Here is a 23,988-nt window from a genome sequence, read left to right as displayed (position 1 = left end):
TGTTTTTGTCTGATGTGCTGTTTAATCCAGCCAATAAGGAGTCACTATGATCGGGGCTGAACCCGTCATCGAAAAGCGCCGCTGGTTATCGCCGGTCTGGCTGTTACCCCTGATAGCCCTGCTGCTGGCAGGTGGCTTTCTCTATCAGCAGGTATTGAGCCGTGGCCAGCTTATCCAGATCAACTTCGCCCAGGGCAACGGCATCTTGCCGGGTAAAACCCAGGTTCGTTATCAGGGGGTGGCCATCGGCGTGGTGCAGGAGCTGGAGCTGGCTGAAGATGGCCGCAAGATTGCGGTGATGGCCAAGATTGACAGCCGTGCCAGACCGCTGATCCGCAAGGGATCCGACTTCTGGCTGGTGAGCCCCAAGGCGTCGCTCACCGAGATCTCCGGCCTCGATACCCTGGTCTCCGGCAACTACATCAACCTGCAACCGGGGCGTGAAAGCAATCCGCTGGAGGAGACCTTCGATGCACTGGAGGGCCCTCCTCCCGGCTATCAGGCTCAGGGTCGCATGCTGCACCTGACCGCCGATTCGCTGGGTTCGGTGGGGATTGGCGCCAAGCTCTATTTCCGCGGTATCGAGGTGGGCAGCGTCATCAATACCCGCCTGGGTCAGGACAACCAGAACGTCATTCTGGATCTGGTGATCGAGCCGCGTTTCGAGCATCTGGTCAAAGCCGATACCCGCTTCTGGAACATCAGTGGCATCAAGGGCTCCTTCAGTCTGGCCGGGGTGAGCGTGGAGGCAGGCAGCCTCACCTCCATTCTGAGCGGCGGCATTGCCTTTGATTCACCCAAAGATTCACCAGAGCCGGAGAAGGGACAGACCTTCGTCCTCTATAAAGGGCTGGCGGAAGCGGCGCGCGGTGCGCGTATCGACATTGCGGCTGGCGATCTTCCGGTCAAGGAGGGGATGCCCATCCTTTATGAGGGGATCGAGATTGGTCGTGTCGACCCCATTCGCCTTACCGACAAAGGCCGGGTGGTCACAGCGCTGATCAACCCGGAGCAGGCTTATCGCATTACCGACAAGAGCCAACTGGTGTGGGAGAGCATCTCCCTCTCCGCGACCGGCGTGCAGCATGCAGATCGCCTGCTCTCAGGCCCGGCCATTCGCCTCGACTATGTGGCGGGCAAACCGGTACAGAAGATGACCCTGACCGATCGCGCGCCCCAGAGCGGCACCAAGGTGACGCTGCAGGCTGACGATCTGGCAGGGCTCAATCAGGATGCACCTGTCTGGTACAAGGGATTGCAGGTGGGCCGTATCAGCCAGCTCACCCTGGATGCGCGCGGCAATGCCAGCATCGAGCTGGTGATGGCGCCAAATTATGGCCATCTGCTCAATTGTGCTCGCTTCTATCGCGCCGCCCCGTTGCAGATTGATGCCGATCTGAGTGGCATCAAAGTAGAAACCAGTCCGGCCAGTGCTTGGCTGGGGGGCGGGATCAAGCTGGTGCAAGCCAGCAGTGGCGAGCGGATTAATCGTCTCTACCCGAGTCAGGAGCTGGCACTGCTCGGCACCCGTGATGCCAAGCCGCAGCGCTGGTTGCTCAAAGCAGATCAGGCCGATGGCATTGGCATTGGCTCGCCAGTGCTTTATCTGGGGCTGGAAGCGGGCAAGGTCAAACAGCTGCGCGCCGCCAAAGAGGGGGTCGAGATCGAACTCGAGATTGATGGAGTCTATGCTCCCCTCCTCGCCCAGCAACCCCAATTCTGGAAAAAACCGGCCATCGACACCAAGGTGCGGGTCGATGGGGTGCAGGTCAAGGTGGGCAACCTCGGTACCCTGCTGCGCGGCGCCATCGAGTTCGATCGGCTGGCCAATGGCCGCAGCAGCCATCAACTGTTCGATTCCAGGGAGCAAGCCAAGGCCAAGGTGCGCCAACTGTCACTGGTGGCAGAGAGTAACCCGGGGCTCGGGATTGGCAGCCCGATCCGCTATCGCGGTGTCGATATCGGCAAAATTGAAGAGATCGAGCTGGAGCCGTCACTGGGTCAGGTGATCTTCAAGGCAGAGCTCGATGGCCACTACGCCGAGCGTTTCCTGCAGTCCGGTGCCCGCTTTACTCTGGTGCAGGCCAAGCTGGGGCTGGGCGGTGTCGCTCACCTCGATACCCTGATCAAGGGGGCGTTTGTAGAAGCACAACCCGGTAAAGGCGCTGGCAAAGATCGCTTCCCCTTGAGTCAGGTCGGCCCGGTGGGTCTGGCCCTGACCCTCAAGAGCCCCTCCGTCAATGGCCTGAGCGTCGGCAGCCCGCTACTGTTTCGCAAGATGGTGGTGGGCAGTGTCACCAAGGTGGCACTGGCTCGGGATGGTAGCGAGGTGGTGATCGACGTTAACGTCGATCAGGAGTATGCCCATTTGGTGCGGGCCAACTCCCGTTTCTGGAATGTCTCCGGGGTCAAGGCGGATATCGGCCTGACTGGCGGCACCATCGAAGTGGAGACAGTACAGAGCCTGCTGGCTGGCGGCATTGCTTTCAATACGCCGGAGAAAGAGATGGGTCCAACCGTCAAGGCAGGACACAGCTATCCGCTCTACGGCAAGGCCGAGAAAGAGTGGCTGGAGTGGAGTCCGCGTATCCAGCCCTGATCTCTTCCCTTTGTATCTCATCCAAGCCCGGCACAGTGCCGGGCTTTTTTATATTCCGGTGCCTGTTGATAGGGTTCAGATTCAGAATATTCTTAGCCTTGTGGTAGGATATCGCCCCTCTTTTTCGGTCAACGAGACGGCACAGTGCACGACAACACCTTCCTTCCCGATTACTTTTTACGCCACATTGCGGCCATCATGCCGGCCCATCTCTCGATGGATGACTTTGTGGCCAGTTGTCGACGTCCGCTGCGCCGCAGCATTCGGGTCAATACCTTGAAGATCGCCGTCTCGGATTTCGTCGCCCTGATGGAGCCACTGGGTTGGCAGCTTGACCCTGTCCCCTGGTGTGATACCGGCTTCTGGCTGACCCGCAGCGATGAAACCGTCCCACTTGGCAACACCGCCGAGCACTTGAGCGGGCTCTTCTACATTCAGGAAGCGAGCTCCATGCTGCCGGTGACGGCACTCTTTGCCAGCGACAAGATCAAAGCGGATGGCATGTTGCTGGATGCGGCGGCGGCCCCCGGCTCCAAGACCACCCAGATAGCCGCCTTGATGAACAATCAGGGGATGCTGGTTGCCAACGAGTTTTCCAGCAGCCGGTTGAAAGTGCTTAGCGCCAATATCCAGCGCTGCGGCGTGACCAATGTGGGCATGACCCATTTTGATGCCAAGGTATTTGGCCAGTGGTTGCCGGAGACCTTCGATGCCATCCTGCTTGATGCCCCCTGCTCCGGTGAAGGTACGGTGCGCAAGGATGAAGATGCGCTGCGCAACTGGAGTATCGAGAGCATCGACGAGATTGCGGCGGTGCAACAAGGGTTGCTGGAGAGCGCTTTCCATGCCCTGAAACCGGGTGGCGTACTGGTCTACTCCACTTGCACCTTGAGTGAGCAGGAGAACCAAGCGGTTTGCCAATCCCTGCTGGACAAGTTTGGCGATGCCTTGAGTTTTGACTCGCTGGCAGACCTGTTCCCTCATGCAGAGCAGGCCTGCACATCCGAGGGATACCTGCACGTTTGGCCCCAGATCTTCGACAGTGAAGGCTTTTTCGTCGCCAGATTGCGCAAGCATCACTCGGTTCACAACACCATGTTCAAGCCGGGCAAGCTGGGTAGATTCCCCTTTGCGCCGCTTCCTGCCAAAGAGGCGGAACCCATGTTGCGCGAGATTGAAGCCAACTTCGGGGTGGCACCACAGGGTCTGCTGTTTGGCCGCAATGACGAGATCTGGCTCTTCCCCCAGCGGTTTGATCAGGTGCAGGGCAAGTTGCGTTTCGATCGCATCGGCATCAAGTTGGCCGAAACCTTCAAGAAAGGCTATCGCCTCACTCATGAGTGGGCACTGGCCTATGGCGATAAAGCGAGCAAGGGCGTGGTTGAGCTTGATAGCGCCAATGCGCGGGAATTCATGATGGGGCGGGATGTCTGGCCAGAACAGGATGTTGGCACTGGCGAGGTGATCGTCCGCTATCAGGGGCATACCCTGGGCATGGGGAAATGGGTGGGGAGTCGGGTCAAGAATGCCCTCCCCCGCGAGCTGGTGCGTGACAACAATCTGTTCAATGCGTAGCGGGTCGTTCGGTGCATCAGCACTTGAACGAGTCTGAAATACCCACACTCTGGTTGAACTTTTCTTCGGATCTTGAAAAGCCTTGAGCCTTGTCTAAGCTTAAGGCAATCCGAACACCAGTTAGCGCACGGCTCTGCAAGGAGCCAATTCCCCTATGCCAGGTACAAGGAATTCGTACCTGGCTTTTTTTATCTCTTCACGTATCGCTGTTACTTCACTCTTGTGTCTATTCAACGGTCTCTTCGACCTGTGTGGCGACTCTGTTTTCAAACGGAGGTTCTCTACCCAGCTCATGTTGGTAGAGCAGATCGATCGCCTGCTCGATGAGTGATGCCTGACTGTCTTCGAGATGAAGACCCAGTGCGGCCAATCGTTCGGCGTGGCGATTGCTGATCCAGCATTGCAGTCTGGTATGGGTCTCTTGCTTGCGTTTTACATGTTGGCGCTGCCGCTCGGCATTGTTTTGTGGCCCCGCCTCTTGCACTTCACGCCCTGTCATTTCTTGGCTCATATGTCCTTGCGATGTTCCATTTCCGGATTTGTTATCTCTCATGACATGCCATTATAAATTGGAAGATGGCCCTTCCCTCTTGGGCTGTTGGCTTGCGAGACAAATATATCATCAGATCAACAAGATATCATTTAACATAAAAAATGAATATGCGCAGTGACCAGCCCACCGATGCTAGCGCTTCCCATCATTACGCAACCCACGGCCAGCGCGGCTCCCGTGTTTGCGCAGTATTTTTTTAATGCGTCATACCACGCTGCTCTAGTCTCCGGTGTCTTCGCTCTTACCGCTTGCAGCGAAATTATTACTTCCAGAGGGTCTATGCCGATTTCATTCGCAATGTAAATTGCTGTTTCGTCAGTAAATTGTTTGTGACCTCTGTTTATGTCCGTCATGTATGAATTGGAAAAACCAAGGCTCTCAGCAACTTCTTTAAGCTGAGTTAGGTTTTTAGCTCTCATGTACGCTTGAATCAGTGTTTTAGAGTCCATTTATTTTTCCTCGTTTGTTCAACCACAAGTCTATCACAAGCCTCCAAACCGATTATCCGCCGTCTTGCGTATTTATTTTTTGAAGCCAATACTCACGCCATTACGATAATCCGCCAATAGGTGAATCGCATGGAACGCCAGACCCTACAGCAGTTAACACCGGTTTACCACGTCTGCCCTGAGTGTCAGGGAGACGGCTGCCGTGACTGTGGCTCTATGGGTATCGTCGAGGGTGATTACCCTGACGACCTGCTTGATTTGGCAATCCCTTTCCCTTCCGACCGTGAACTCGATTTCAACGCTGATGCTGGAGTTTCCCAATGACTGTCCTTCGTTGTTCTTACTGCAATGAGTCTGAGGGGCATCTTGATACTTGTCCTTTCACTGCTATTTACGCCAAATCTTGCCCTCATTGTGGCAAGACTGACTTTGATAATGGAGCTGCTTGTTACGCCCCTCAGGTTTCATCTCCTGCTGCTGGCGATTGGGTTTGTGTTTATTCCAGTGACAATGCCCCTGATGCCGATCTTGACCCTTATGAGTGTCGTTATTGTGGTTGTATTGGTGGCCATGTTGACGGTTGTGTTTCTGTCGATCCGGACCTTGATTTATGACTACTCCGACCATCCAACGCACCCTGTACTGGCAACAAGAGCCTACCGGCTGGATTGCTGCCAGTGTGGCCGGTCACGTCGAGATGTTCCCTGACTTGGGATCCTGCGCTCGCTACCTCTCTTTCAACTATCCCGACACCGACTTCGATTTCGTTGAAGTCACCGAAAGCACCTGGGCAGCTCTCTATGAGCAAGGAGTGTTTTTCGATGACTGGTCATAACGCTCAACTCGTTAAGCATGACTTCTTGTCCTTCACTTGGAGCCCTGAGGTCATCAAGCGCATTGCTGGCCTTGCCAAGCAAGGTGCCATTCTCAAGTCTATTCCGGTGTTTGATAAGCACACTCATCACTTGCTGAGTCGCATCAAGCCTTTACCAACTGAGAAGGGGCTTATCTATGTACGACCCGTCCCTAGTCGCGACGACCCTCGCGCTCTTGTTGACGTTTCTATCCCTAACGCAGCTGTAGAAGGTGCCCGTGCCGTTCTCACTGCCTCCATGTATGAAGCCATGGAAGCCAACATTCGCCGTGGGTACAAAGACGACGCTAACCGCCGTTTGAACAAAGAGCTCAAAGCCGTCCTCGGCCAGCTGGTTGACGCTTCAGAACTGGAACTCAATCCAGACGGTACTATCTGGGATGCCTACAACGATTTGATTCATGCATACGGAATTCAATTCCTTGATTCCCTTTGCTGCTCAGAACTGGAGATCTTCTTCGATGAGCTTAATCATGAAATCGGCGTTCCTATACCTGCGCCTCGCTTTGCTATTCGTCCTCGTCGTGGTGGTGTCCACGGCTATTCCAGCTCTGGGGATATCCTCGTTGACGGAATCCCAGCAGGATTGGTCGCTTGGGGTGCTGCTAACCATGGCTGTTTTGTCTCCTTCACCGGTCAGGGATGTGACGCTCTTGACTTTGGTGCTCTGCATCGCGTCTTGGCCCGTATTCCTGGTGTGCGGATCACTCGGGTTGACTTGGCACTTGATGACTACGATGGGAAGTTTATCTCGTATTCTTCGGCTGTAGAGGCCGCCAAGTCTGGCGGATTCCATCCCCAGCGCGGCATGGCTCCCAAGTGGATGAAGATAGAGGCCGGTGAGTTCGAGCTCATCCCTGAAGTCGTCAAGGGCCTTACCAAGCGCTTTGGCATGATTGCTAATGCCGGTTGCTCTCTCTACATCGGTTCCCGCATCAACGGCAAATGTGGCCGCATGTATGAAAAAGGTAAACAGCTTTCATCTGTTGACCATCCTGATTGGTTTCGGGCTGAGGGTGAACTCCACAGCAAAGATCGCGTTATACCGCTCGATGTGCTCATCAACCCAGACCCTTACTTTGCTGGTCTCTATCCCCAGTTCGCTGTGTGGCTCCAGCAGCTCTCTGAGGCTGCCAAGCCTGTAGAGCCTGTCCGTGTCACTACGTTCAAGAACAAGTTTGCTCTGTCCCGTGATAACGCAATTGCCAATATGGCCCGCCTTGCCGGTCGTGTTGTCAATTACATGAGCACGGTTGAAGGTTTGAAACCTGAATCAATTATCAAACAGTTGACCAGCCATTTGTCACCTGACGATGTTCCATCCCGACTATTGATGCCGTTACCGCCAGAGATATTGAACGGTAGTTGCTCATTGTTTCTTGTGCCCAAACCAGAGGGCTTATTAACCGGAGAGTACAACCATGTCTGAGATCCAAAACGTCATTGTTATGTGCGTCACCCACGGTCGTGGTGTGTCCCGTAAAAGCGGTTCACCCAAGCCCTATGACTTCGCACAGCTCGAATACATCGTGCCGGCCACTAACGTGGATATGGCCGAGTGCAATATCATCAACTGGGGCTTCCAGTCCAAACAGTTCCCAGTCAAGAACGACCCGACTGTTTTGGCTCACCTGGCTGTCTGTCCGAAGCTGGTTCCTGTGACTTTGATCCTTGAGTCTGACCCGCGCGATTTCTCCAAGAACATCGTTGTCGGCTTCAAGTCTGACCAACCGGTCAAAGACGGATTTGGCGGCCCTGCTGCCAAAGACACTGGTAAAGACACCAAGTCTGAACCCGTGAGTAAGTTCTGATGAGCTGCCTACTTGTCTCCGATACGGGGGATCTCGTCGTCACTCAAGACGCCCTGAGCTCTTGTACGGGATATGTGCTTGTCACTCCGGATCAATATCGGGCACAGGTAGGCGCTTTGTCGGAATTTGATAGCAACCTTGCCAATGAGTATCTCGGTTTCATGCTGCTGACCTTCTTTGCCGGTCACAGCCTTGGCCGAATCGTACGCTGGCTCGGTAAACACTGATTTCACATCCAAAAGGAAATTGTTATGAAAATCATCAACGCTGTTCGTAAGTACGCTGCTCCGGTAGCTGTTGTCACCTCCGCCGCTGTCGCTTCCTCCTCCGCGTTCGCCGTGGATATCGCCACCGAGTTCGCCGCTGCCAAGACTCAGGCCGAAGCCAACGTCGATCTCGTTGTGGTCGGTGTCGTCACTCTGGCCCTGCTGACCTTCGGTGTGGGTGCGCTGCTCTCTTGGGCACGTAAGTAATGTTCTCCGCCCTTCTCTGGGCGACGGCTGTAGGCCTCTGCTTCGTTCTTGGCTTTACGTCAGGGGTCTATGCCGGATAACACGAGGGGGCGGGGAGACCCGCCTTTTTTTTATGAAATGGATCTTCGCCCTCTTATTTCTCATTCCATCGCTTTCATTTGCTGTTGAGTCTGCTCCGTCCGTTCCTCAAAATACGTATGGTCAAAACAAGGGTCTTTGTTCGATTACGTATATGCCAAGTTTGACTACTACTTATGAGGGTTGTCTTGCTTATCAGAAGAGTGTATTTGGCTCTGATGCTACTTTGATTTCTTGTAATACTCTTGAAGCTTTCCCTCATCGTTGGACTTGTGTTTATAAGCCTGCTTCTGGTTCTAATACTATTCGCGGCTCTTCTTTTTCAGCGGCTTTTTCTAGTCAGTATATTTGTCCTCCTCCTGCTAATCCTGATTTTACTATTGGCCCCATTGACTTAAATGGCTCTAAAGTTTGCCAGAAACCACCAAAGACTTGCCTTAAGGGGGCTATCGTTCGCGTTACCTCTGACGGCAAAGAGACCTGTGTTCCAAATTGTGGTGCAGCTGCCGGCCTTGCTCACTCTGGTCAGTATTTCTTTCAGGCTGGCCCCACTGTTGGCTCTACAGCTGGTGAAGTTAAATGTTACGGCCAATGTTCCATCCAAACCATTGGTGGTGGTGTTCAGCTTTCATCCGGTGCTTGGACGGGCTCTTTTACTTTTACTGGTGCCAATTGCTCTGTCGTTCGTCCAGAGCCCACCCTTGAATCAGAGAATGACACCTCCTCCAATGGTGACGCTCCACCCGTCGATAACTCCAATACCTCTCAAGGCACAGAAGACGCATTGGGTGATCTTCAGGGCTCTGTTTCTGGTGCTACCGGTACCCAAGTCCAGCCTAACGCCACCGGCCCGAATGGTGAGACCACTCTTAAGGATGTTGCCAAGGTCGTGGCCGATTCGGCCAACGCTCAGATCAAGGCCAGTTCTGAGCAGAACCTCGCCACCGGCAAACTCGTCTCCAATATCTCCAAGGACATACAGAACGCCATCCACAACAGTGGCCATGGCGGTGGTGGTGCCTCTGCATCCCTTCAGGCCCAAGGCAACGGCAAGCTCGACGGTATCAAAGACGCTCTCGACCATATCTCCGACAAGCTCGACAAAGAAGAGGAAGGCGATGGCCCGTTTGTTCCAGGTGCTGGCTCCGGCGCTTTCTGGGAAAGCGTCATTCCTGAAGCCTCGTTTACAGAAATCAAAGAAAAACAGTCCGAATCTATCCAGAAGATTAAGGATCTCAACACCGAATTTCAGACCTCTCTCCGCTTCACAGAGCTATCCGCATCCGGTGAGCCTGATAAGTGGGTTCTGAACATGAACGGGACGGCTATGCCGTTCGGTATGGGGGCGTTTCAGATGATCTTGAATATGGGCCTTGCTGCCGTTGTCCTCCTTCTCTGTGCGCTGTATGCGGTCTACATCATCGCGAATAGGAAATGAATTATGATAACGGAATTCATAAATTGGGTATCAGGGATGATGGTCGATATTCATTCGTTCTTTACGGATGGTGTCCCTTACATCGTGTCTAGAACGCTGGCCTACGTCGTCGAGATTGGCCTCTATCTCAAGATTGAGGGCGAGCTCATGATGATCCAGCTCGGCTATTCCATCGCCCAGCAGATCCTTCAGGACTTCAATATATCCGGCATCCTTCAACCACTCATGAGTTCGTTACCGTCCTCTATTCAGTGGTTCCTGTTCCAGTCCGGCGCGGTTGATGGCATGAACATGATCCTTCACGCCATAGTCACCCGCTTTGCTCTTAACTTCTTGGGGTGGTGATATGGCCGTCATCATTCGTCATGGGCCTAACGGCTCTTACAAGTCCGCCTCTGCTGTTTGGTATGACCTGCTCCCTGCTCTTCGTCAGGGCCGTATCTGCATCACTAACCTTGAGGGGTGTTATCCCCTCGAGGACATCGAAAAGCGGCTCGGAGAGAAGTTTCCAGACTCTACCCGCCTCTACCGTATCAACATTATCCACGATGACGCATTGCGCCTCTGGCGGCGTTGGTTTCACTGGGCGCCTGTTGGCTCTTTCATTCTCATGGACGAAGTTCAGGACATCTATCCTGATAAGTCATGGAAAGAATCCGATTTGGATTATCAGCCCATCGAGACTTATAAAGACCAGCTCCCAGCCGGTTTGATTGAGGATTATTATTTAGCGCTCGATGCCTGTAAGCCTGAGCAATTTGAATCCTGTGATTATGATGATACGGGTTCTTTATTATTCGATGAGAACGGCCGTGTTGTATATCCCAAGACCTTGAACGGTGCTTTTAAGCGCCACCGTAAATTCAACTGGGATATTGTTTGTGTTACTCCTGATATAAACGATATTTCCCCAATGGTTCGTGGTTGTGCCGAATTAGCCAAGGCTCAATCCAATAAGGACTCTTTTTTTTGGTATAAGCGTAAACCGAGGATATATGAACATAACCCGCGTTCGAATGGTGTCCCCGCTGCAAATTCTCCGGTATATCGTGAGAAAGTACCGTTGGCGGCGTTCCTCCTCTACAAATCAACCCAAACCGGCAAGCACACCAAATCGGGTCAATCTAAAGGCCCTTTCAGTTCACCCGTCTTTTATTTTTATGCGTTACTTATTGTCATCTTCGGTGGGTTTGCTATTTACAACTATTCTGAGGCCGACAAGCTCAATTCTGAGATCAACTCTAAGTCGAGTGTGGCAGCTCCTGAAACGGATCCTGCTGTGGCTGTTCAAGGTAGTTCGGGCACTGCTGGTAATGTGGGCACTGGTCGCACTAACAAGGTATCTCCTAGTAAGCCTGTTTTTGTGAACCCCTATAACGCCAAGGCCGTCTACGTTACCGGCGAATCACTCGACACCCAGGGGAACGGCGTGATCACCATTGCCCTGTTCACCAAAGACGGCGATGAGTACCACACCAACAACGATGAGCTCTACTCCATGGGCTATGCCGTTCGCTATAAGCGCTACTGTCAAGCCGAGCTCTACAACGTAGAGACCGGCGATTCTGTCACCATCTTCTGCCAGCCCACTAAATACGAAGAGCCCAAGGCCTCTGCTCTGCCTACTCCGGCGCTTATGAACCCGTTCACTACCAAGGAGACGGCTGAGGGAGGAAGCAAGGAGGGAGCGGCCTAGCGGACGACGACGCGACGAGCGGAAAGTGAAAACCGATCATCTTTTTATTTGAAATCTGTTTACATGAATCAAGTTTGCGCTACAATGAATCATGTAAACGGAATTCAAACAGTGAGGTGTGAAATGGAAGCTAAACGTGGTGGTGCTCGTCCCGGTGCTGGTCGTCCCAAGTCTGAACCGACAACAATGGTTCGTGTCCCTGATGGTTGCCTTGAAGCCGTCCGGCATTTGATTTCTGTATACAGAGATACCGGTTCCCTTCCGGTTTCCGAGCCTTGTGGCGACAGCCATAAACAGGTCGAGTTGCCGCTGCCCACTCAGGCAAGCGTCGAGTCTGTCCTAGTTCCTGAGCCTGTCGTTCCACCTTCTGATCCTGAATTGTCTACTGCTGCGCAAGCGTGGTATGTTTATATGCCATTGCTTTCTCAGTATCGTGGTTATGCTGATCTCAAGAAGCGCTTTCTCAAGTTTGCTGATTACGATGGTGGTTATTCCTATCTCTTTATGCTCCAGCTGTTGGAGCGCCTTGCCAAAATGTCTGATGGGCCTGAGCATGTTCCCTATGAGTGGATCAGTACCAATGCTCTTCGCGATTTTGCCCGTAAGCTCTACAAAGCCAATCCTCAATGGCATTGAGTGCCATCCCATGCTGACGCGCGGTCGAAGACCATAGCGCGTATAAGGCCGCCCACTGCTGTCCATTTCTGGGAAAGCGGTAGGTCGGCCGAAACTTCTTTGGAATGCTTCCCTGATGCAGGCTCACCCCCTTCCCTGCTAAGCCATCTTTAGTGCCCCGCCAGAGTGCCCAGCCGAAGGCTATAGGGCACGTCCAGCGCCTGCCTATGCCTCCTGTCGAAGACAAGCGACACTCACCGCGCCAGCCTGTTTACCCCCCCGTGTAGTAATACGGGGGGAATTCCACTGGGTGCCTACCCTGGGCACACACCTATGAAAAAACGAATGGGCCGTCAGGCCCCTTGTCTTTATCTGTATTTCTTGTACTTCTTTCTTGGGTTCTCCCACCGCTTGAAGTGGTCACAGCCCATAATGTCGATCATCTCAAGCCGCTGACGGGTCATTTGTGAACCGGCAGGGGTGATAAGGTGGTAGCCGGACATGCGCCACCCCTCCCAGTATCTGGTGAAGATGGTCGGCAGTTCCCGCCCGCACGCCATCCTCATTACCCTCTTGTAGATGTCGGGGATCTTCTTTCCCTCATCCCACAATGTGACCTCACTCACAGAAACGAAACAGAGTTCTGCTGTTTCTCTGACACTCAACCCGCACTCAAACCAACGGAAAATGAAATTTTTCGTGATATTACGTTCCATACAATCCAAACCGTCATAACTGGGTAATTCCAGCGGGTCGCAGTTTGAGCCCGTATTTAACGTAATCTGTGTAGTGACGCAGTTATGTCAAAGCAAACCATCCAGGGCATGATCGGAGAACTTATGGGCGTCATCGAAGTACTCCTGCAGGGTTCGCATATCCTTGTGGCGAGTGACTTCAATGATCTTGTTCATCGGCTTGCCGGCAGTCACTGCCGAGGTGATAAAACCGCGCCGCAGGCTATGGCCACTGACGTAAAGATCGTCGATGGTTTGGCCGGTTCGCCGCTTGATCATCAGGTTGATGCCCTGTGGGCCGAGTGGTTCGGCCATCAATTGGCCCCAGCGGTTCATGCGCCGAAACAGCGGCCCCTCGCTGATCCGGCTTTTGTGTAGCCATTTTTGCAGTGCCGACACGGGGCAATAGTGTTTGCCCGGGATCAGGGCTATCTCGGTTTCATGCAGCTGATGCTTGCTCGGTTTGAGACGAAGACGGATCCCCTGCCCCACAAAATCGAGATCGGTCACTTCAATTCGGGCCGCTTCCGAACGGCGCAAGGCGCCACTAAACATCAGCAGTAGCAGGGTGTGATCGCGCAAGCCCGCCAGATCATGGGTGTCAATGCCATCGAGTACCTGGGTCAATGGCTGTAACGTCAGGGCGCCAGTTTTGCGCTTGCGGTTATCTCCCAATCTGACAATACCGCGCATCATCTCCTTGATTTCGGGATGCTCGGTGGGCATGGGATGAATCCCTTTCTGCTTGAAGGCATAACGGATCCCGGCAAGCCGCCGCACCAGGGTTGCCGGTTTACGAGGTTCACCGTTACGCAGCTCACCCTTCCCCTCCTCTTTATCCAGCCATACCCAGTCGGCCAATACGCCGTCGGCCTGATCTGCCAGAAAGTTCATGATGTCGTGATGGGTGGTTTGCAGCGGATCCAGCCTGTGCAATTGGCACCAGAAGACAAAAATACGGGTATCCGCCTGATAGGCATTGAGGGTGGAATCCGCTTTTGCACTGCGCAAAAAGCGGCGTGCCCGGCTATTTAGTTGCGCATCGAACACAGTCTGCAGTGACTGATTAGCCGGATTGGACAAGGTTGGAAATGCCACGGAACTCTATGATTCATATGAAGTTTGAGAGGATCTTACAGGATCTTCCCTATACATCAAGTATTGATAATGAATATTATCGATACTTAGAACATCTTGTTTTAATGCCCTTTAACCACGCTGAATAAAGGAAACATAGGAATATCATTCAACCCAGTTTGGCAGAAACGAAAAAGTAAAATTGGCAGGGAAAAGTGAGAGATAACACAGCTCGGTGTTGATATTCAGGTGGGTAATCAGCTTGGTATTTGAAATATAAAAAGCCCCGAGCAACGGGGCTTCTGTGTTATTTTTTCGCCAGTTTGAATAGTTCAAAGAAATTCCGGCTAGTGGCTTCTGCCAATTCATTAAGCGGAATATGACGCAGATCGGCAATAAACTGCGCAACGTCTCGCACAAAGGCGGGCTCGTTCTCCCTCCCCCGATGCGGCACGGGGGCAAGATAGGGCGAGTCGGTCTCGACCAGCAATCTGTCGAGGGGCAGAGCCTTGACCACCTCTTGCAGGGCAGACGCATTTTTGAAGGTGACGATCCCGGAGATGGAGATATAGAACCCCATCGCCATCGCAGCTTGCGCCATTTCGAGGGATTCGGTGAAGCAGTGCAGCACACCGCCAACCTGATCAGCGCCCTCTTCAAGCATGATCTGCAAGGTATCTTGCTGGGCATCGCGGGTATGGATGATCAGCGGCTTGTTCAACGCGCGAGCAACCCGGATATGTTCGCGGAAAGAGGCTTGCTGCACCTCTTTGTTCTCGGGTGAGTAAAAGTAATCGAGACCGGTCTCACCGATGGCCACCACACGTGGATCGGCAGCTTGCTTGAGCAGCAACTCGGCATCGACACCGGGTTCCTGATTGAGCGGGTGTACCCCGCAAGAGGCAAATACCTGGGGATAGGGAGCGATCGCCTCGAGCATGGTCGGGAACTGTGCCTGAGTCACACTGACACAGAGAAAATATCCCACGTCCAGTTTCGCGGCCTTTGCCAGTACATCAGCCAAGCTGGTCTGCTTGCTGCCATAGCTGAGGCGATCGAGATGACAGTGGGAATCAACGAGTAACATATAAAACCTTTCTGCTTGTCGGTACTTATAACCAGCGACTGAGCCAGTTCATCAGATAGATGGTGGGATTGGAGAGCTGACCCGGCTGACATGCCGCTTTCAGGGCAACCAGATCTTGTTCTGCCTCCAGCAGTTTTTCGCTGGAGTGCTGCTCCGCCAACCGTTGACTCAAGATGGCCAGATCAGGCATTGCCAGCTGATGGTGACCACATCCGGCCTGGGTTTTCAGGGCATCGCACAAGAAGAGCTGCAACCAGTGCAACCTGACCTGCGTCTCCTGACCAAGCTGGCTGCACAATGCCGTCGCCTTGACCGGACTTTGACTCAGGGCGACAAACTGCTCCAGCAGTTCGCGGCGAGTACCGTCCTGTTGCTGCTCGATATAGTCGAGTACCCGCAGCGGGGCCCCCTGACAGATCCGCACCTGAGCCAGAGTGGCCTGATGACCCTGCTCGGCCAACCAGCGTACTGTTTCCCCTTCCGCAGGCAACTGACAGACATGTTTGTGACAGCGACTGAGAATGGTAGGGAGCAGCCGGGAAACCTGGGAGGCAATAAGCAACAGCAAGCTGTCGCCGGCCGGCTCTTCCAGGGTTTTCAGCAGGGCATTTGCCGCCGATTCGGTCATCCGCTCCGCATCAGGAATGATCACCACCTTGCCACGGCCGAGCTGGGCAGAGCCCTGCAGCCGCGTGCAGATCTCGCGAATGGCCTCGACCCCGATGGTCTTGCTGTCGCGCGTTATGGTGCCGAGATCCGGGTGGTTGCCCTTGTCAAACAGCTGGCAAGAGTGGCAGTGGCCGCACGGCTCTCCGCGATCCGGTTGCTGGCAAAGGTGCAAACGTGCCAGCCGCTCGGCCAGTTGCTCCTTGCCAAGACCAGGATCGCCCAGCAACAACCAGGCGTGGCCGAGACGACCGGACTGGGCCGTCTGGCTCAGGGCATGCCAGTCGGGGATCAGCCAGGGATACATAGCGGCTCGTTCGACAGATAGTGATCCAATGCACGCTCGATGGCAGCTTTGACCTGTTCCGGCGTTTGCGCCGCATCGATCACCACAATGGAATCATCCTTGGCGGCCAGTTCGAGATAACGAGTTCGGGTACGCTCGAAGAAGCTCAGTTGCTCCAGTTCGATGCGATCCAGCTCGCCGCGATGGCGCGCGCGCTGCAAGCCAAGGGCAGGATCGATATCGAGATAGAGGGTAAGATCCGGCTTGAAGTTGCCAAGCACCGCCTGCTTGATGGCACCGATAAGCTGGGCATCGATACCACGGCCGCCCCCCTGATAGGCCTGGGAGGAGAGATCGTGGCGATCCCCCACCACCCAGACACCGTCGGCCAGTGCGGGTTTGATGCGGGTCTCCACCAGTTGTACCCGGGAGGCATACATCAGCAGCAATTCCGCCTCGATGGTGAGGCGCTCGTCGTGCACCTCTTTGACGATGGCCCGCATCCGCTCGGCCAGCGGCGTACCACCCGGCTCGCGGGTGCACTCGATCCGGTTGATGCCGTGACGCTGCAGATAGTCAGTCACATAACGCACGGCCGAGCTCTTCCCTGCCCCTTCCAATCCTTCGATCACAATAAATTTAGACATTAGGGTTTCTTCAATATGTACTCACGAACCGCCCGATTGTGTTCATCGAGGGTCTTGGAGAAATAGTGGGCACCGCCCCCCTTGGCGACAAAATAGAGATAGTCGGTCGATTTGGGGTTAAGCGCAGCTTCGATGGAGGCCTTACCCGGCATGGCAATAGGCGTGGGCGGCAGGCCGTCGATCACATAGGTGTTGTAGGGATTCTTGTCGGTCAGATCGCTGCGGCGAATATTGCCATCGTAGCGATCTTTCACCCCGTAAATGACGGTGGGATCAGTCTGCAACTTCATGCCCAGACGCAGACGGTTGACGAATACGGAGGCGATCTGCGCCCGCTCGTCCGGCTGGCCGGTCTCTTTCTCGATGATGGAGGCCATGATCAACGCCTCATAGGGCGTTTTGTAAGGCAGGTTAGCCTGACGTTTTTCCCAGCTCTGCTGCAGGAAAGCCTCCATATCCAGATGGGCGCGACGCAAGATCGAGAGATCGCTGGCATGGGTGGTATAGGCGTAGGTTTCCGGCAAGAACCACCCCTCCAGCTTGCCATTCTCGATGCCGAGCTCCTGCGCTAGGTCGGCTTCGGATTGCTCGACGGTCAACCGCTCAAGATATGGGGCGCTGGAGAGCTGCTTCTGCCAATCCTCGAAACGGGAACCTTCGACGAAGGTGAGGCTGAAGTGAAACTCCTTGCCCGATGCGAACAGGGAAAGGGTCTCCTTGAGAGGGGCCCCTTCCTTGATTTCATAGGTGCCCGATTTGATGGCCACCAGTTCGGGATGGCTGCGCAGCCAGAGTCGCACCGCCCAGGGGCTGGTTTCCCCCTCCCCCAGTTCGGCGATGAGACGCGCCGCATGGGCGCCCTTCTCCACCGTAAAGAGCCGGGTCGGCCCCTTGTTGGTTAGCGTCTCTACCTGTTGCCATTTGTAATGTACATAGCCCCCGGCAGCGGCCACCGTCAGTGCCGCCCCCGCGAGCAGGGTGTAAAGCCGATTAAACTTCAATGACCAAACGCTCCTGTAAACGGCGACTCAATACCGCAGTGGGATAGTGAATATCCTCGATGCCATTGACCGGCACGACCCCCATAAGGGTATTGGTGAGCCACACCTCTTCCGCCTGCCATAGTGACTCCAGCGGAGCCTCTACCACACGCAACTCAATACTCATCTGTTTCAGCATCGCCATCACCTGGCGGCGCATGATGCCATCGACACCACCGCGGGCGAGATCGGGCGTAAACACCGTCTTGCCCCGACGCCAAAACAGATTGGCACTGACCCCTTCAATGAGAAAACCGCGACTGTTAAGCACTATCCCTTCGACTGCATTTCTGCTGACAAGTTCGCTTTTTAGCAATACCTGCTCCAGACGATTCAAGGTTTTAAGCCCGGCCAGCATGGGGGCATCACCGATCCGCTGGCGGCACACCACCATCTCGATCCCCTCCTGTTGCCACTGTCCATAGTGAGTGGGAAATGGCGCCAGAGTGACAATCCGGGTTGTGTGTTGACATCCGCTGCCATCATAGCCCCGCCCCCCCTTGCCGCGGGTCAGGATCACCTTGGCAACGCATTGTGGCTGGTCGGCCACCATCTTTTCAACCTCCCGGGTCAAGAGACCCCAGTCCGGTTCAATCAATCCCAGCCGGTTGTTGGCCAGCTGCAACCGTGCCAGATGGGCAGGCCACTGCAACACGCGACCCTCCCTGACCGCCATGGTGGTGAAATGACCGTCACCATAAGCCAGCCCCCGATCATAGACCGAGATGGTATCAAGCTTCATGCCATTGATAAGCAAAGGGATCCCTCCGATAAAAAAGGCCCGATACCGGCAGTATCGGGCCTGTGTCTTTGCCCTGCGGCAAATTATACGCGTTTGAAGATCAGTGAGCCATTGGTGCCGCCAAAACCAAACGAGTTGGAAAGGGCGTACTCGAAGCTACCAGGCTTGGCCACATGGGGTACCAGATCCAGATCGCACTCTTCATCCGGGTTGTCCAGGTTGATGGTGGGCGGAGCCACCTGGTCACGCAGGGCCAACACAGTGATGATCGCCTCGATGGCACCGGCGGCGCCCAGCAGGTGACCTGTCATGGACTTGGTGGAGCTCACCATCAGGGATTTGGCGTGCTCACCAAACACCGACTTCATGCCACGCAGCTCGGCCACATCACCCAGCGGGGTGGAGGTACCGTGCGCGTTGATGTAACCAATCTGCTCGGGGGCAATGCCGGCATCCTTGATGGCATTTTTCATGGCGCGAGCGCCACCGTTGCCATCAGCAGGAGGCGCAGTCATGTGATACGCGTCACCGCTCATGCCAAAACCGACCAGCTCGGCGTAGATCTTGGCGCCACGGGCTTTGGCGTGTTCGTACTCTTCCAGCACCAGTACACCGGCACCGTCACCCAGCACGAAACCATCGCGATCTTTATCCCACGGACGGCTCGCTTTTTGCGGTTCGTCGTTGCGGTTGGAGAGTGCCTTGGCGGCAGCAAAACCACCCATTCCCATCGCGGTGGAGGCTTTCTCGGCGCCACCGGCGACCATCACATCGGCATCACCGTAAGCGATCATCCGGCCAGCCATGCCGATGGCATGGGTACCTGTGGTACAGGCGGTAGTCACGGCGATGTTCGGCCCTTGCAGACCTTTCATGATGGAAAGATGACCGGACACCATATTGATGATGGTGGACGGAACGAAGAAGGGACTGATCTTGCGCGGGCCGCCATTGACCAAGCTTTCGTGGTTCTGTTCAATCAGACCCAGACCGCCGATACCGGAGCCAATCGCCACGCCGACACGCTCGGCATTCTCTTCATTGATGGTCAGGCCGGAATCATCCAGCGCCTGCATTCCGGCCGCGATGCCGTATTGAATGAAGAGATCCATCTTGCGAGCGTCTTTACGGTTGATACCGTACTGCTCGGGATCGAAATCCTTGACCAGGCCAGCGAAGCGGGTTGCAAACTCGCTGGCATCAAAATGTTCGATAAGGGAAATGCCGCTCTGCCCGTTGAGCAGTGCTTGCCAGCTGGATTCGGCAGTGTTACCCACCGGGGAAAGCATCCCCAAGCCGGTCACCACGACTCTGCGTTTTGACACTGAGGTAGTCTCCGAGAGGTGTTTTGAAAGGGAACAAATACAAAAGAAGCGGCCCTTGGGCCGCTTCTCTTAGAACAGGAACTTATTCCTGATTAGCGGTGATGTAGTCGATAGCCGCTTGAACAGTGGTGATCTTCTCGGCTTCTTCATCAGGAATTTCGGTATCGAATTCTTCTTCCAGCGCCATTACCAGTTCAACGGTATCCAAAGAGTCAGCGCCCAGGTCGTCGACGAAGGAGGCAGCGTTCTTAACGTCTTCCTCTTTAACACCCAGTTGTTCGATGATGATTTTCTTTACGCGTTCTTCGATGTTGCTCATGACCTGAATTTTCCTTTAAAAATACGCTATTTGCGTCTGGTTGGGGTAGTTTATTCAATTGACGTGAGTTTGCAAGTAGCTTGCCGCTGGTCAAACCACGAAATGTGCCAAACTTCGGCGTACTATCGCAAATTTGAACAGATCTTACGACAAATTGATTACACCATGTACATCCCGCCATTAACATGCAGGGTTTCGCCGGTGATATAGGCTGCTTCATCAGAAGCCAAGAATACCACAGCTGCGGCAATTTCTTTTGGATCACCCAAACGGGCGGCAGGCACCTGACTCATGATGCCGGCACGTTGATCGTCATTCAGGGCACGGGTCATGTCGGTTTCGATGAAACCGGGAGCAACCGCGTTCACTGTGATACCACGGGATGCCACTTCCCGCGCCAACGATTTGGTAAAACCAACCAGACCGGCCTTGGCGGCAGCATAGTTGACCTGACCGGCATTGCCCATGGTTCCCACCACGGAGCCAATGCTGATGATGCGACCGTGACGTTTCTTCATCATGGCACGCAACACCGGTTTGCTCAGACGGTAGAGAGAGGTCAGATTGGTATCGATGATCTCGTTCCACTCGTCATCTTTCATCCGCATCAACAGGTTGTCACGGGTGATACCCGCGTTGTTGATCAGGATGTCGATGTCGCCAAAGCGCGCCTTGATGGCGGCGAAGACGGCTTCGATGGATTCCTGGCTGGTCACGTTCAGTGCCATGCCGCAACCATTCTCGCCCAGATAGGCGCTGATCGCCTCGGCACCGCTCTCGCTGGTCGCCGTACCGACCACTTTCGCGCCACGGGCCACGAATGTTTCGGCAATCGCACGGCCGATGCCACGACTGGCACCGGTCACCAACACAACCTTATCGGTAAAGCTCATCACTTGCTCCTGTTTACTTGATCTGGGCCAGCGCCTGCTCAAAAGAGGCGGCATCGTTGGCGTGAATACCTTCCACCCGCTTGTCGATGCGCTTTGCGAGCCCGGTCAACACTTTGCCCGGTCCCATCTCGATCTCGAGGGTAACGCCCTCATTGGCCATCCTCTCGACAGTCTCGGTCCAACGAACCGGGCTAAACAGCTGACGTACCAGCGCTTGCTTGATGGCGGCCGGATCCTGTTCACAGGATACGTCGACATTATTGATGACCGCGATGGTTGGAACCTTGATCTCGATCCCGTCCAGCGCAGCTGCCAGTTTTTCTGCGGCAGGTTTCATCAGTGCGCAGTGAGACGGCACGGAGACCGGCAGCGGCAGCGCACGCTTGGCGCCCGACTCTTTCATCAGCACGTTGGCGCGCTCAACGGCCTCTTTGTGACCGGCGATAACCACCTGGCCCGGGGAGTTGAAGTTAACCGGAGAGACCACCTGCCCTTGTGCCGCTTTTTCGCAGTTGGCGGCGATGGATTCGTTATCCAGACCGATGATGGCCGCCATGGCGCCGGTGCCTTCGGGTACCGCTTCCTGCATGGCCAGACCACGCAGCTCGACCAGTTTGACCGCATCGGCAAAATCAAGTGCGCCACTGCAAACCAGCGCGGAGTACTCACCCAAGCTATGACCCGCCATCATGGCAGGCGTTGCCCCACCCTGCTGTTGCCACAGGCGCCAGAGGGCGACAGAGGCAGTCAGCAACGCAGGCTGAGTGCGCCAGGTCTTGTTCAGATCTTCAACCGGACCATCCATCACCAGGGCAAACAGGTCATAACCCAGCACCTGACTCGCCTCGGCGAAGGTCTCCTTGATCACGGCATGTTGTTCGGCCAGCTCGGCCAGCATGCCAACGGACTGGGAACCTTGTCCCGGGAAGGCAATGGCAAATTGGGTCATCATTGATTCCTTTTAGATAAGACAAAAATGAAATCGGTGACGGGATGATGGGCGCACCATCCCGCCGAAGATCAGAGGCGAACCAGCGCCGAGCCCCAGGCAAAACCGCCGCCAAAGGCTTCCAGCAGTACCAGCTGACCCGGTTTGATCCGGCCATCCCGCACCCCTTCGTCGAAGGCGACCGGAACAGAAGCGGCAGAGGTATTGCCGTGCTTGTCGAGGGTCAGCACCACTTTATCGAGGCTCATACCGAGCTTCTTGGCGGTGGCACTGATGATGCGGAAGTTGGCCTGATGCGGCACCAGCCAGTCCAGCTCGCTCGGTTCGATGCCAGCAGCGGCCAACGTCTCGGTGACGATCTCGCTCAAACGGGTGACCGCGACCTTGAAGACATCGTTGCCCTTCATATACATGTAGGCTTCGAGCTCGGCACCCGGCATGCCGCGACGGGGATGAGGCAGCTTGAGCAGCTCGCCATAACGGCCATCGGCATGAAGATGAGTAGAGAGGATGCCCGGGGTCTCGCTGGCACCGACAATCACGGCCCCTGCCCCGTCACCAAACAGGATGATGGTGCCGCGATCTTGCGGATCGCACATGCGGGAGAGCACATCGGCCCCGACGACCAGCACATGGCGGGCTGCGCCGGATTTGACGAACTGATCGGCAATGGAGAGTGCGTAGGTGAAGCCTGCGCAAGCAGCAGCCACGTCAAAGGCAGGAATGCCCGGAACGCCGAGCAGCCCCTGCAGCTCGCAGGCGGCAGCAGGGAATGCATTTTCAGCACTGGTAGTGGCCAGCACTATCATATCGAGATCGGCAGCGGTCAGACCGGCTGCATCCAGGGCGCGCAGGGCGGCCTGGTAAGAGAGGGTGGCAACGGTTTCGTCAGCCCCGGCAATACGGCGCTCACGGATACCGGTGCGTTCCACGATCCACTCATCACTGGTCTCAACCATCTGCTCGAGATCGGCGTTGGTACGCACTGAACTCGGCAGGTAGCTGCCAGTACCCAGAATTTTGCTATGCATAGAGTTCTTATAGATCCCTGTCAGAGAAGACAGCTTCAAGGCGATCTGCTATTTGCAGTGGAAGTTGATGTTTGGCCTCTTGTGCGGCCAGCAGGATCGCATTACACAGGGCGCGCCGTTCGGCCCGCCCATGACTTTTTACCACAATGCCGCGCAATCCTAACAGACTTGCTCCGTTATACTGGTCGGGGTTCAGGTAAGAAAAACGCCGTTTGAACATAAATCCGGCGATCCGGCCAAGAAAAGTGCGTTTCTTGCGGGGATATCCGGCCAGCTGGGCCATCATCCGCACCACCCCTTCTGCCGTCTTGAGGGCGACATTGCCGACAAAACCGTCGCAGACGATCACGTCGCTGTCGCCGCTGAAGATGCGATCCCCTTCTACAAACCCGACATAATTGAGCGCGTGGCACTGACGCAACAATTCGGCGCTGTGGCGCACCAGATCGTTGCCCTTGATCTCCTCCTCGCCGATGTTGAGCAAGGCAACACGGGGGGATGCAATGCCTTCTACCTTTTCGGCCACGACGGAGCCCATCACCGCAAACTGCAGCAAGGTATCCGCATCGCAACTGACGTTGGCGCCGAGATCCAGCATCACGGTGCGTTTGCCACTCAATGTCGGCAGCGCCTTGATAAGTGCCGGCCGATCGACCCCGGGCAGGGATTTGAGCACGCACTTGGCCATCGCCATCAACGCACCGGTATTACCGGCACTGACGCAGGCATCGGCCTCACCGGCTTTCACCAGATTGAGTACCACCCGCATGGAGGAGTCTTTCAGAGTTCGCAGCGCCACGATCGGTTTATCGCCCATGCCAACCACCTGGGATGCATGTACGAAACGAACGCGGGGATGATTCAGCAAGCCATGTTGCTGCAGCAGAGAAGAGCTCTGATGCTGGTCGCCGACCAGGATCAGTTTTAACTGGGGTAAAAGAGACAGTGCCTGCACGGCGGCAGGCACTGTTTCCGAGGGGCCAATATCTCCCCCCATGATGTCTAGCGCGACAGTTTGCGTAGACAAAGGC

At 55.0% G+C, this 23,988-nt stretch carries 27 protein-coding genes; 12 read left to right on the top strand and 15 right to left on the bottom strand.

Annotated features, from left to right (window positions below):
- Positions 1-46: 46 nt before the first annotated feature.
- Together ACTG2J_RS10675 and rsmF are read left to right on the top strand one after the other, a co-directional pair.
- Complete coding sequence (locus tag ACTG2J_RS10675; RefSeq protein WP_439997473.1) at positions 47-2,599, top strand: MlaD family protein; 2,553 nt, start codon at positions 47-49, stop codon at positions 2,597-2,599.
- A gap of 144 nt (positions 2,600-2,743) precedes the next feature.
- Positions 2,744-4,174, top strand: a complete 1,431-nt coding sequence (gene rsmF / locus ACTG2J_RS10670) for a 16S rRNA (cytosine(1407)-C(5))-methyltransferase RsmF (RefSeq protein ID WP_113739558.1) — start codon at positions 2,744-2,746, stop codon at positions 4,172-4,174.
- Between the two features lie 226 nt (positions 4,175-4,400).
- On the opposite strand, the gene ACTG2J_RS10665 is transcribed toward rsmF, so the two are convergent.
- Together ACTG2J_RS10665 and ACTG2J_RS10660 are read right to left on the bottom strand one after the other, a co-directional pair.
- On the bottom strand, positions 4,401-4,673 hold the full coding sequence (locus ACTG2J_RS10665) for a RepB family protein (RefSeq protein ID WP_174218724.1): 273 nt from the start codon (positions 4,671-4,673) through the stop codon (positions 4,401-4,403).
- 143 nt (positions 4,674-4,816) lie between these two features.
- Entirely contained in the window at positions 4,817-5,176 is a 360-nt protein-coding gene (locus ACTG2J_RS10660) for a DUF3693 domain-containing protein (protein WP_274161461.1), read from the bottom strand.
- Positions 5,177-5,305: 129 nt separating this feature from the next.
- On the opposite strand from ACTG2J_RS10660, the gene ACTG2J_RS10655 reads away from it, so the two are divergent.
- The 10 genes from ACTG2J_RS10655 (at position 5,306) to ACTG2J_RS10610 (ending at position 12,182) form a co-directional block, all read left to right on the top strand.
- Positions 5,306-5,500 carry a hypothetical protein gene (locus ACTG2J_RS10655; protein WP_439997472.1) on the top strand — a complete coding sequence of 65 codons (195 nt, stop codon included), beginning with the start codon at positions 5,306-5,308 and terminating at the stop codon, positions 5,498-5,500.
- Positions 5,497-5,790, top strand: coding sequence for a hypothetical protein (locus ACTG2J_RS10650; protein ID WP_439997471.1), 294 nt, complete (start codon positions 5,497-5,499; stop codon positions 5,788-5,790). Before ACTG2J_RS10655 ends, ACTG2J_RS10650 begins: the two co-directional genes overlap by 4 nt.
- Positions 5,787-6,011, top strand: a complete 225-nt coding sequence (locus tag ACTG2J_RS10645) for a hypothetical protein (RefSeq protein WP_439997470.1) — start codon at positions 5,787-5,789, stop codon at positions 6,009-6,011. Before ACTG2J_RS10650 ends, ACTG2J_RS10645 begins: the two co-directional genes overlap by 4 nt.
- On the top strand, positions 5,998-7,479 hold the full coding sequence (locus ACTG2J_RS10640) for a replication initiation factor domain-containing protein (protein WP_439997469.1): 1,482 nt from the start codon (positions 5,998-6,000) through the stop codon (positions 7,477-7,479). Before ACTG2J_RS10645 ends, ACTG2J_RS10640 begins: the two co-directional genes overlap by 14 nt.
- The gene (locus ACTG2J_RS10635) at positions 7,472-7,861 is read left to right on the top strand and encodes a hypothetical protein (protein ID WP_439997468.1); all 390 of its coding nucleotides are present in this window, start codon (positions 7,472-7,474) and stop codon (positions 7,859-7,861) included. The genes ACTG2J_RS10640 and ACTG2J_RS10635 overlap by 8 nt, the downstream gene beginning before the upstream one ends.
- Before the next feature lie 251 nt (positions 7,862-8,112).
- Positions 8,113-8,334 carry a hypothetical protein gene (locus ACTG2J_RS10630; protein ID WP_439997467.1) on the top strand — a complete coding sequence of 74 codons (222 nt, stop codon included), beginning with the start codon at positions 8,113-8,115 and terminating at the stop codon, positions 8,332-8,334.
- A gap of 112 nt (positions 8,335-8,446) precedes the next feature.
- On the top strand, positions 8,447-9,850 hold the full coding sequence (locus ACTG2J_RS10625; RefSeq protein WP_439997466.1) for a hypothetical protein: 1,404 nt from the start codon (positions 8,447-8,449) through the stop codon (positions 9,848-9,850).
- 36 nt (positions 9,851-9,886) lie between these two features.
- Positions 9,887-10,195, top strand: coding sequence for a DUF2523 family protein (locus ACTG2J_RS10620; RefSeq protein WP_180349303.1), 309 nt, complete (start codon positions 9,887-9,889; stop codon positions 10,193-10,195).
- A 1-nt stretch (position 10,196) separates the two neighbouring features.
- Complete coding sequence (locus ACTG2J_RS10615) at positions 10,197-11,546, top strand: zonular occludens toxin domain-containing protein (RefSeq protein ID WP_439997465.1); 1,350 nt, start codon at positions 10,197-10,199, stop codon at positions 11,544-11,546.
- A gap of 123 nt (positions 11,547-11,669) precedes the next feature.
- On the top strand, positions 11,670-12,182 hold the full coding sequence (locus tag ACTG2J_RS10610) for a hypothetical protein (protein WP_439997464.1): 513 nt from the start codon (positions 11,670-11,672) through the stop codon (positions 12,180-12,182).
- Between the two features lie 347 nt (positions 12,183-12,529).
- Here ACTG2J_RS10610 and ACTG2J_RS10605 read toward each other — a convergent pair whose 3' ends face one another.
- From ACTG2J_RS10605 to plsX, 13 genes are all read right to left on the bottom strand, one after another.
- The gene (locus ACTG2J_RS10605; protein WP_439997463.1) at positions 12,530-12,877 is read right to left on the bottom strand and encodes a DUF3653 domain-containing protein; all 348 of its coding nucleotides are present in this window, start codon (positions 12,875-12,877) and stop codon (positions 12,530-12,532) included.
- An 87-nt stretch (positions 12,878-12,964) separates the two neighbouring features.
- On the bottom strand, positions 12,965-13,906 hold the full coding sequence (locus ACTG2J_RS10600; RefSeq protein WP_419178071.1) for a site-specific integrase: 942 nt from the start codon (positions 13,904-13,906) through the stop codon (positions 12,965-12,967).
- 373 nt (positions 13,907-14,279) lie between these two features.
- Positions 14,280-15,059 (bottom strand): TatD family hydrolase, encoded by a 780-nt coding sequence (locus ACTG2J_RS10595; RefSeq protein ID WP_100653773.1) that lies wholly within the window; start codon positions 15,057-15,059, stop codon positions 14,280-14,282.
- Positions 15,060-15,084: 25 nt separating this feature from the next.
- A complete protein-coding gene (gene holB, locus ACTG2J_RS10590) occupies positions 15,085-16,032 on the bottom strand; it encodes a DNA polymerase III subunit delta' (protein ID WP_113739561.1) in 948 nt (315 codons plus the stop codon).
- Entirely contained in the window at positions 16,017-16,658 is a 642-nt protein-coding gene (tmk, locus tag ACTG2J_RS10585) for a dTMP kinase (RefSeq protein WP_005345536.1), read from the bottom strand. The genes holB and tmk overlap by 16 nt, the downstream gene beginning before the upstream one ends.
- Complete coding sequence (mltG, locus tag ACTG2J_RS10580; RefSeq protein WP_162628389.1) at positions 16,658-17,659, bottom strand: endolytic transglycosylase MltG; 1,002 nt, start codon at positions 17,657-17,659, stop codon at positions 16,658-16,660. Before mltG ends, tmk begins: the two co-directional genes overlap by 1 nt.
- Positions 17,649-18,455 (bottom strand): aminodeoxychorismate lyase, encoded by an 807-nt coding sequence (gene pabC, locus ACTG2J_RS10575; RefSeq protein WP_113739562.1) that lies wholly within the window; start codon positions 18,453-18,455, stop codon positions 17,649-17,651. The genes mltG and pabC overlap by 11 nt, the downstream gene beginning before the upstream one ends.
- Before the next feature lie 68 nt (positions 18,456-18,523).
- Positions 18,524-19,765 carry a beta-ketoacyl-ACP synthase II gene (fabF, locus tag ACTG2J_RS10570; protein ID WP_005333158.1) on the bottom strand — a complete coding sequence of 414 codons (1,242 nt, stop codon included), beginning with the start codon at positions 19,763-19,765 and terminating at the stop codon, positions 18,524-18,526.
- Positions 19,766-19,847: 82 nt separating this feature from the next.
- The gene (gene acpP / locus ACTG2J_RS10565) at positions 19,848-20,084 is read right to left on the bottom strand and encodes an acyl carrier protein (RefSeq protein ID WP_005300909.1); all 237 of its coding nucleotides are present in this window, start codon (positions 20,082-20,084) and stop codon (positions 19,848-19,850) included.
- Positions 20,085-20,242: 158 nt separating this feature from the next.
- Positions 20,243-20,977, bottom strand: a complete 735-nt coding sequence (gene fabG, locus ACTG2J_RS10560) for a 3-oxoacyl-ACP reductase FabG (protein ID WP_005333159.1) — start codon at positions 20,975-20,977, stop codon at positions 20,243-20,245.
- A 13-nt stretch (positions 20,978-20,990) separates the two neighbouring features.
- The gene (fabD, locus tag ACTG2J_RS10555; RefSeq protein WP_005333161.1) at positions 20,991-21,926 is read right to left on the bottom strand and encodes an ACP S-malonyltransferase; all 936 of its coding nucleotides are present in this window, start codon (positions 21,924-21,926) and stop codon (positions 20,991-20,993) included.
- 71 nt (positions 21,927-21,997) lie between these two features.
- Positions 21,998-22,957, bottom strand: coding sequence for a beta-ketoacyl-ACP synthase III (locus ACTG2J_RS10550; RefSeq protein WP_040065495.1), 960 nt, complete (start codon positions 22,955-22,957; stop codon positions 21,998-22,000).
- 7 nt (positions 22,958-22,964) lie between these two features.
- A complete protein-coding gene (plsX, locus tag ACTG2J_RS10545; protein ID WP_113739563.1) occupies positions 22,965-23,984 on the bottom strand; it encodes a phosphate acyltransferase PlsX in 1,020 nt (339 codons plus the stop codon).
- Positions 23,985-23,988 lie beyond the last annotated feature (4 nt).

This window comes from Aeromonas sp. 6P (assembly GCF_051919525.1).
GTDB lineage: Bacteria > Pseudomonadota > Gammaproteobacteria > Enterobacterales > Aeromonadaceae > Aeromonas > Aeromonas veronii.
The sequence above is the reverse complement of the archived record's forward strand: the minus strand, read 5'-3'. Positions and strand labels throughout refer to the sequence as shown.

What these genes read in the sequence shown, in the direction of transcription:
- ACTG2J_RS10610 (WP_439997464.1), top strand. Translation starts at nt 11,670, where the DNA reads ATGGAAGCTAAACGTGGTGGTGCTCGTCCCGGTGCTGGTCGTCCCAAG.
- ACTG2J_RS10635 (WP_439997468.1), top strand. Translation starts at nt 7,472, where the DNA reads ATGTCTGAGATCCAAAACGTCATTGTTATGTGCGTCACCCACGGTCGT.
- holB (WP_113739561.1), bottom strand. Translation starts at nt 16,032, where the DNA reads ATGTATCCCTGGCTGATCCCCGACTGGCATGCCCTGAGCCAGACGGCC.
- ACTG2J_RS10620 (WP_180349303.1), top strand. Translation starts at nt 9,887, where the DNA reads ATGATGGTCGATATTCATTCGTTCTTTACGGATGGTGTCCCTTACATC.
- ACTG2J_RS10650 (WP_439997471.1), top strand. Translation starts at nt 5,497, where the DNA reads ATGACTGTCCTTCGTTGTTCTTACTGCAATGAGTCTGAGGGGCATCTT.
- ACTG2J_RS10675 (WP_439997473.1), top strand. Translation starts at nt 47, where the DNA reads ATGATCGGGGCTGAACCCGTCATCGAAAAGCGCCGCTGGTTATCGCCG.
- ACTG2J_RS10645 (WP_439997470.1), top strand. Translation starts at nt 5,787, where the DNA reads ATGACTACTCCGACCATCCAACGCACCCTGTACTGGCAACAAGAGCCT.
- ACTG2J_RS10630 (WP_439997467.1), top strand. Translation starts at nt 8,113, where the DNA reads ATGAAAATCATCAACGCTGTTCGTAAGTACGCTGCTCCGGTAGCTGTT.
- ACTG2J_RS10660 (WP_274161461.1), bottom strand. Translation starts at nt 5,176, where the DNA reads ATGGACTCTAAAACACTGATTCAAGCGTACATGAGAGCTAAAAACCTA.
- fabG (WP_005333159.1), bottom strand. Translation starts at nt 20,977, where the DNA reads ATGAGCTTTACCGATAAGGTTGTGTTGGTGACCGGTGCCAGTCGTGGC.
- ACTG2J_RS10655 (WP_439997472.1), top strand. Translation starts at nt 5,306, where the DNA reads ATGGAACGCCAGACCCTACAGCAGTTAACACCGGTTTACCACGTCTGC.
- ACTG2J_RS10640 (WP_439997469.1), top strand. Translation starts at nt 5,998, where the DNA reads ATGACTGGTCATAACGCTCAACTCGTTAAGCATGACTTCTTGTCCTTC.
- fabD (WP_005333161.1), bottom strand. Translation starts at nt 21,926, where the DNA reads ATGACCCAATTTGCCATTGCCTTCCCGGGACAAGGTTCCCAGTCCGTT.
- ACTG2J_RS10595 (WP_100653773.1), bottom strand. Translation starts at nt 15,059, where the DNA reads ATGTTACTCGTTGATTCCCACTGTCATCTCGATCGCCTCAGCTATGGC.
- tmk (WP_005345536.1), bottom strand. Translation starts at nt 16,658, where the DNA reads ATGTCTAAATTTATTGTGATCGAAGGATTGGAAGGGGCAGGGAAGAGC.
- acpP (WP_005300909.1), bottom strand. Translation starts at nt 20,084, where the DNA reads ATGAGCAACATCGAAGAACGCGTAAAGAAAATCATCATCGAACAACTG.
- ACTG2J_RS10550 (WP_040065495.1), bottom strand. Translation starts at nt 22,957, where the DNA reads ATGCATAGCAAAATTCTGGGTACTGGCAGCTACCTGCCGAGTTCAGTG.
- ACTG2J_RS10665 (WP_174218724.1), bottom strand. Translation starts at nt 4,673, where the DNA reads ATGACAGGGCGTGAAGTGCAAGAGGCGGGGCCACAAAACAATGCCGAG.
- ACTG2J_RS10625 (WP_439997466.1), top strand. Translation starts at nt 8,447, where the DNA reads ATGAAATGGATCTTCGCCCTCTTATTTCTCATTCCATCGCTTTCATTT.
- ACTG2J_RS10605 (WP_439997463.1), bottom strand. Translation starts at nt 12,877, where the DNA reads ATGGAACGTAATATCACGAAAAATTTCATTTTCCGTTGGTTTGAGTGC.
- ACTG2J_RS10615 (WP_439997465.1), top strand. Translation starts at nt 10,197, where the DNA reads ATGGCCGTCATCATTCGTCATGGGCCTAACGGCTCTTACAAGTCCGCC.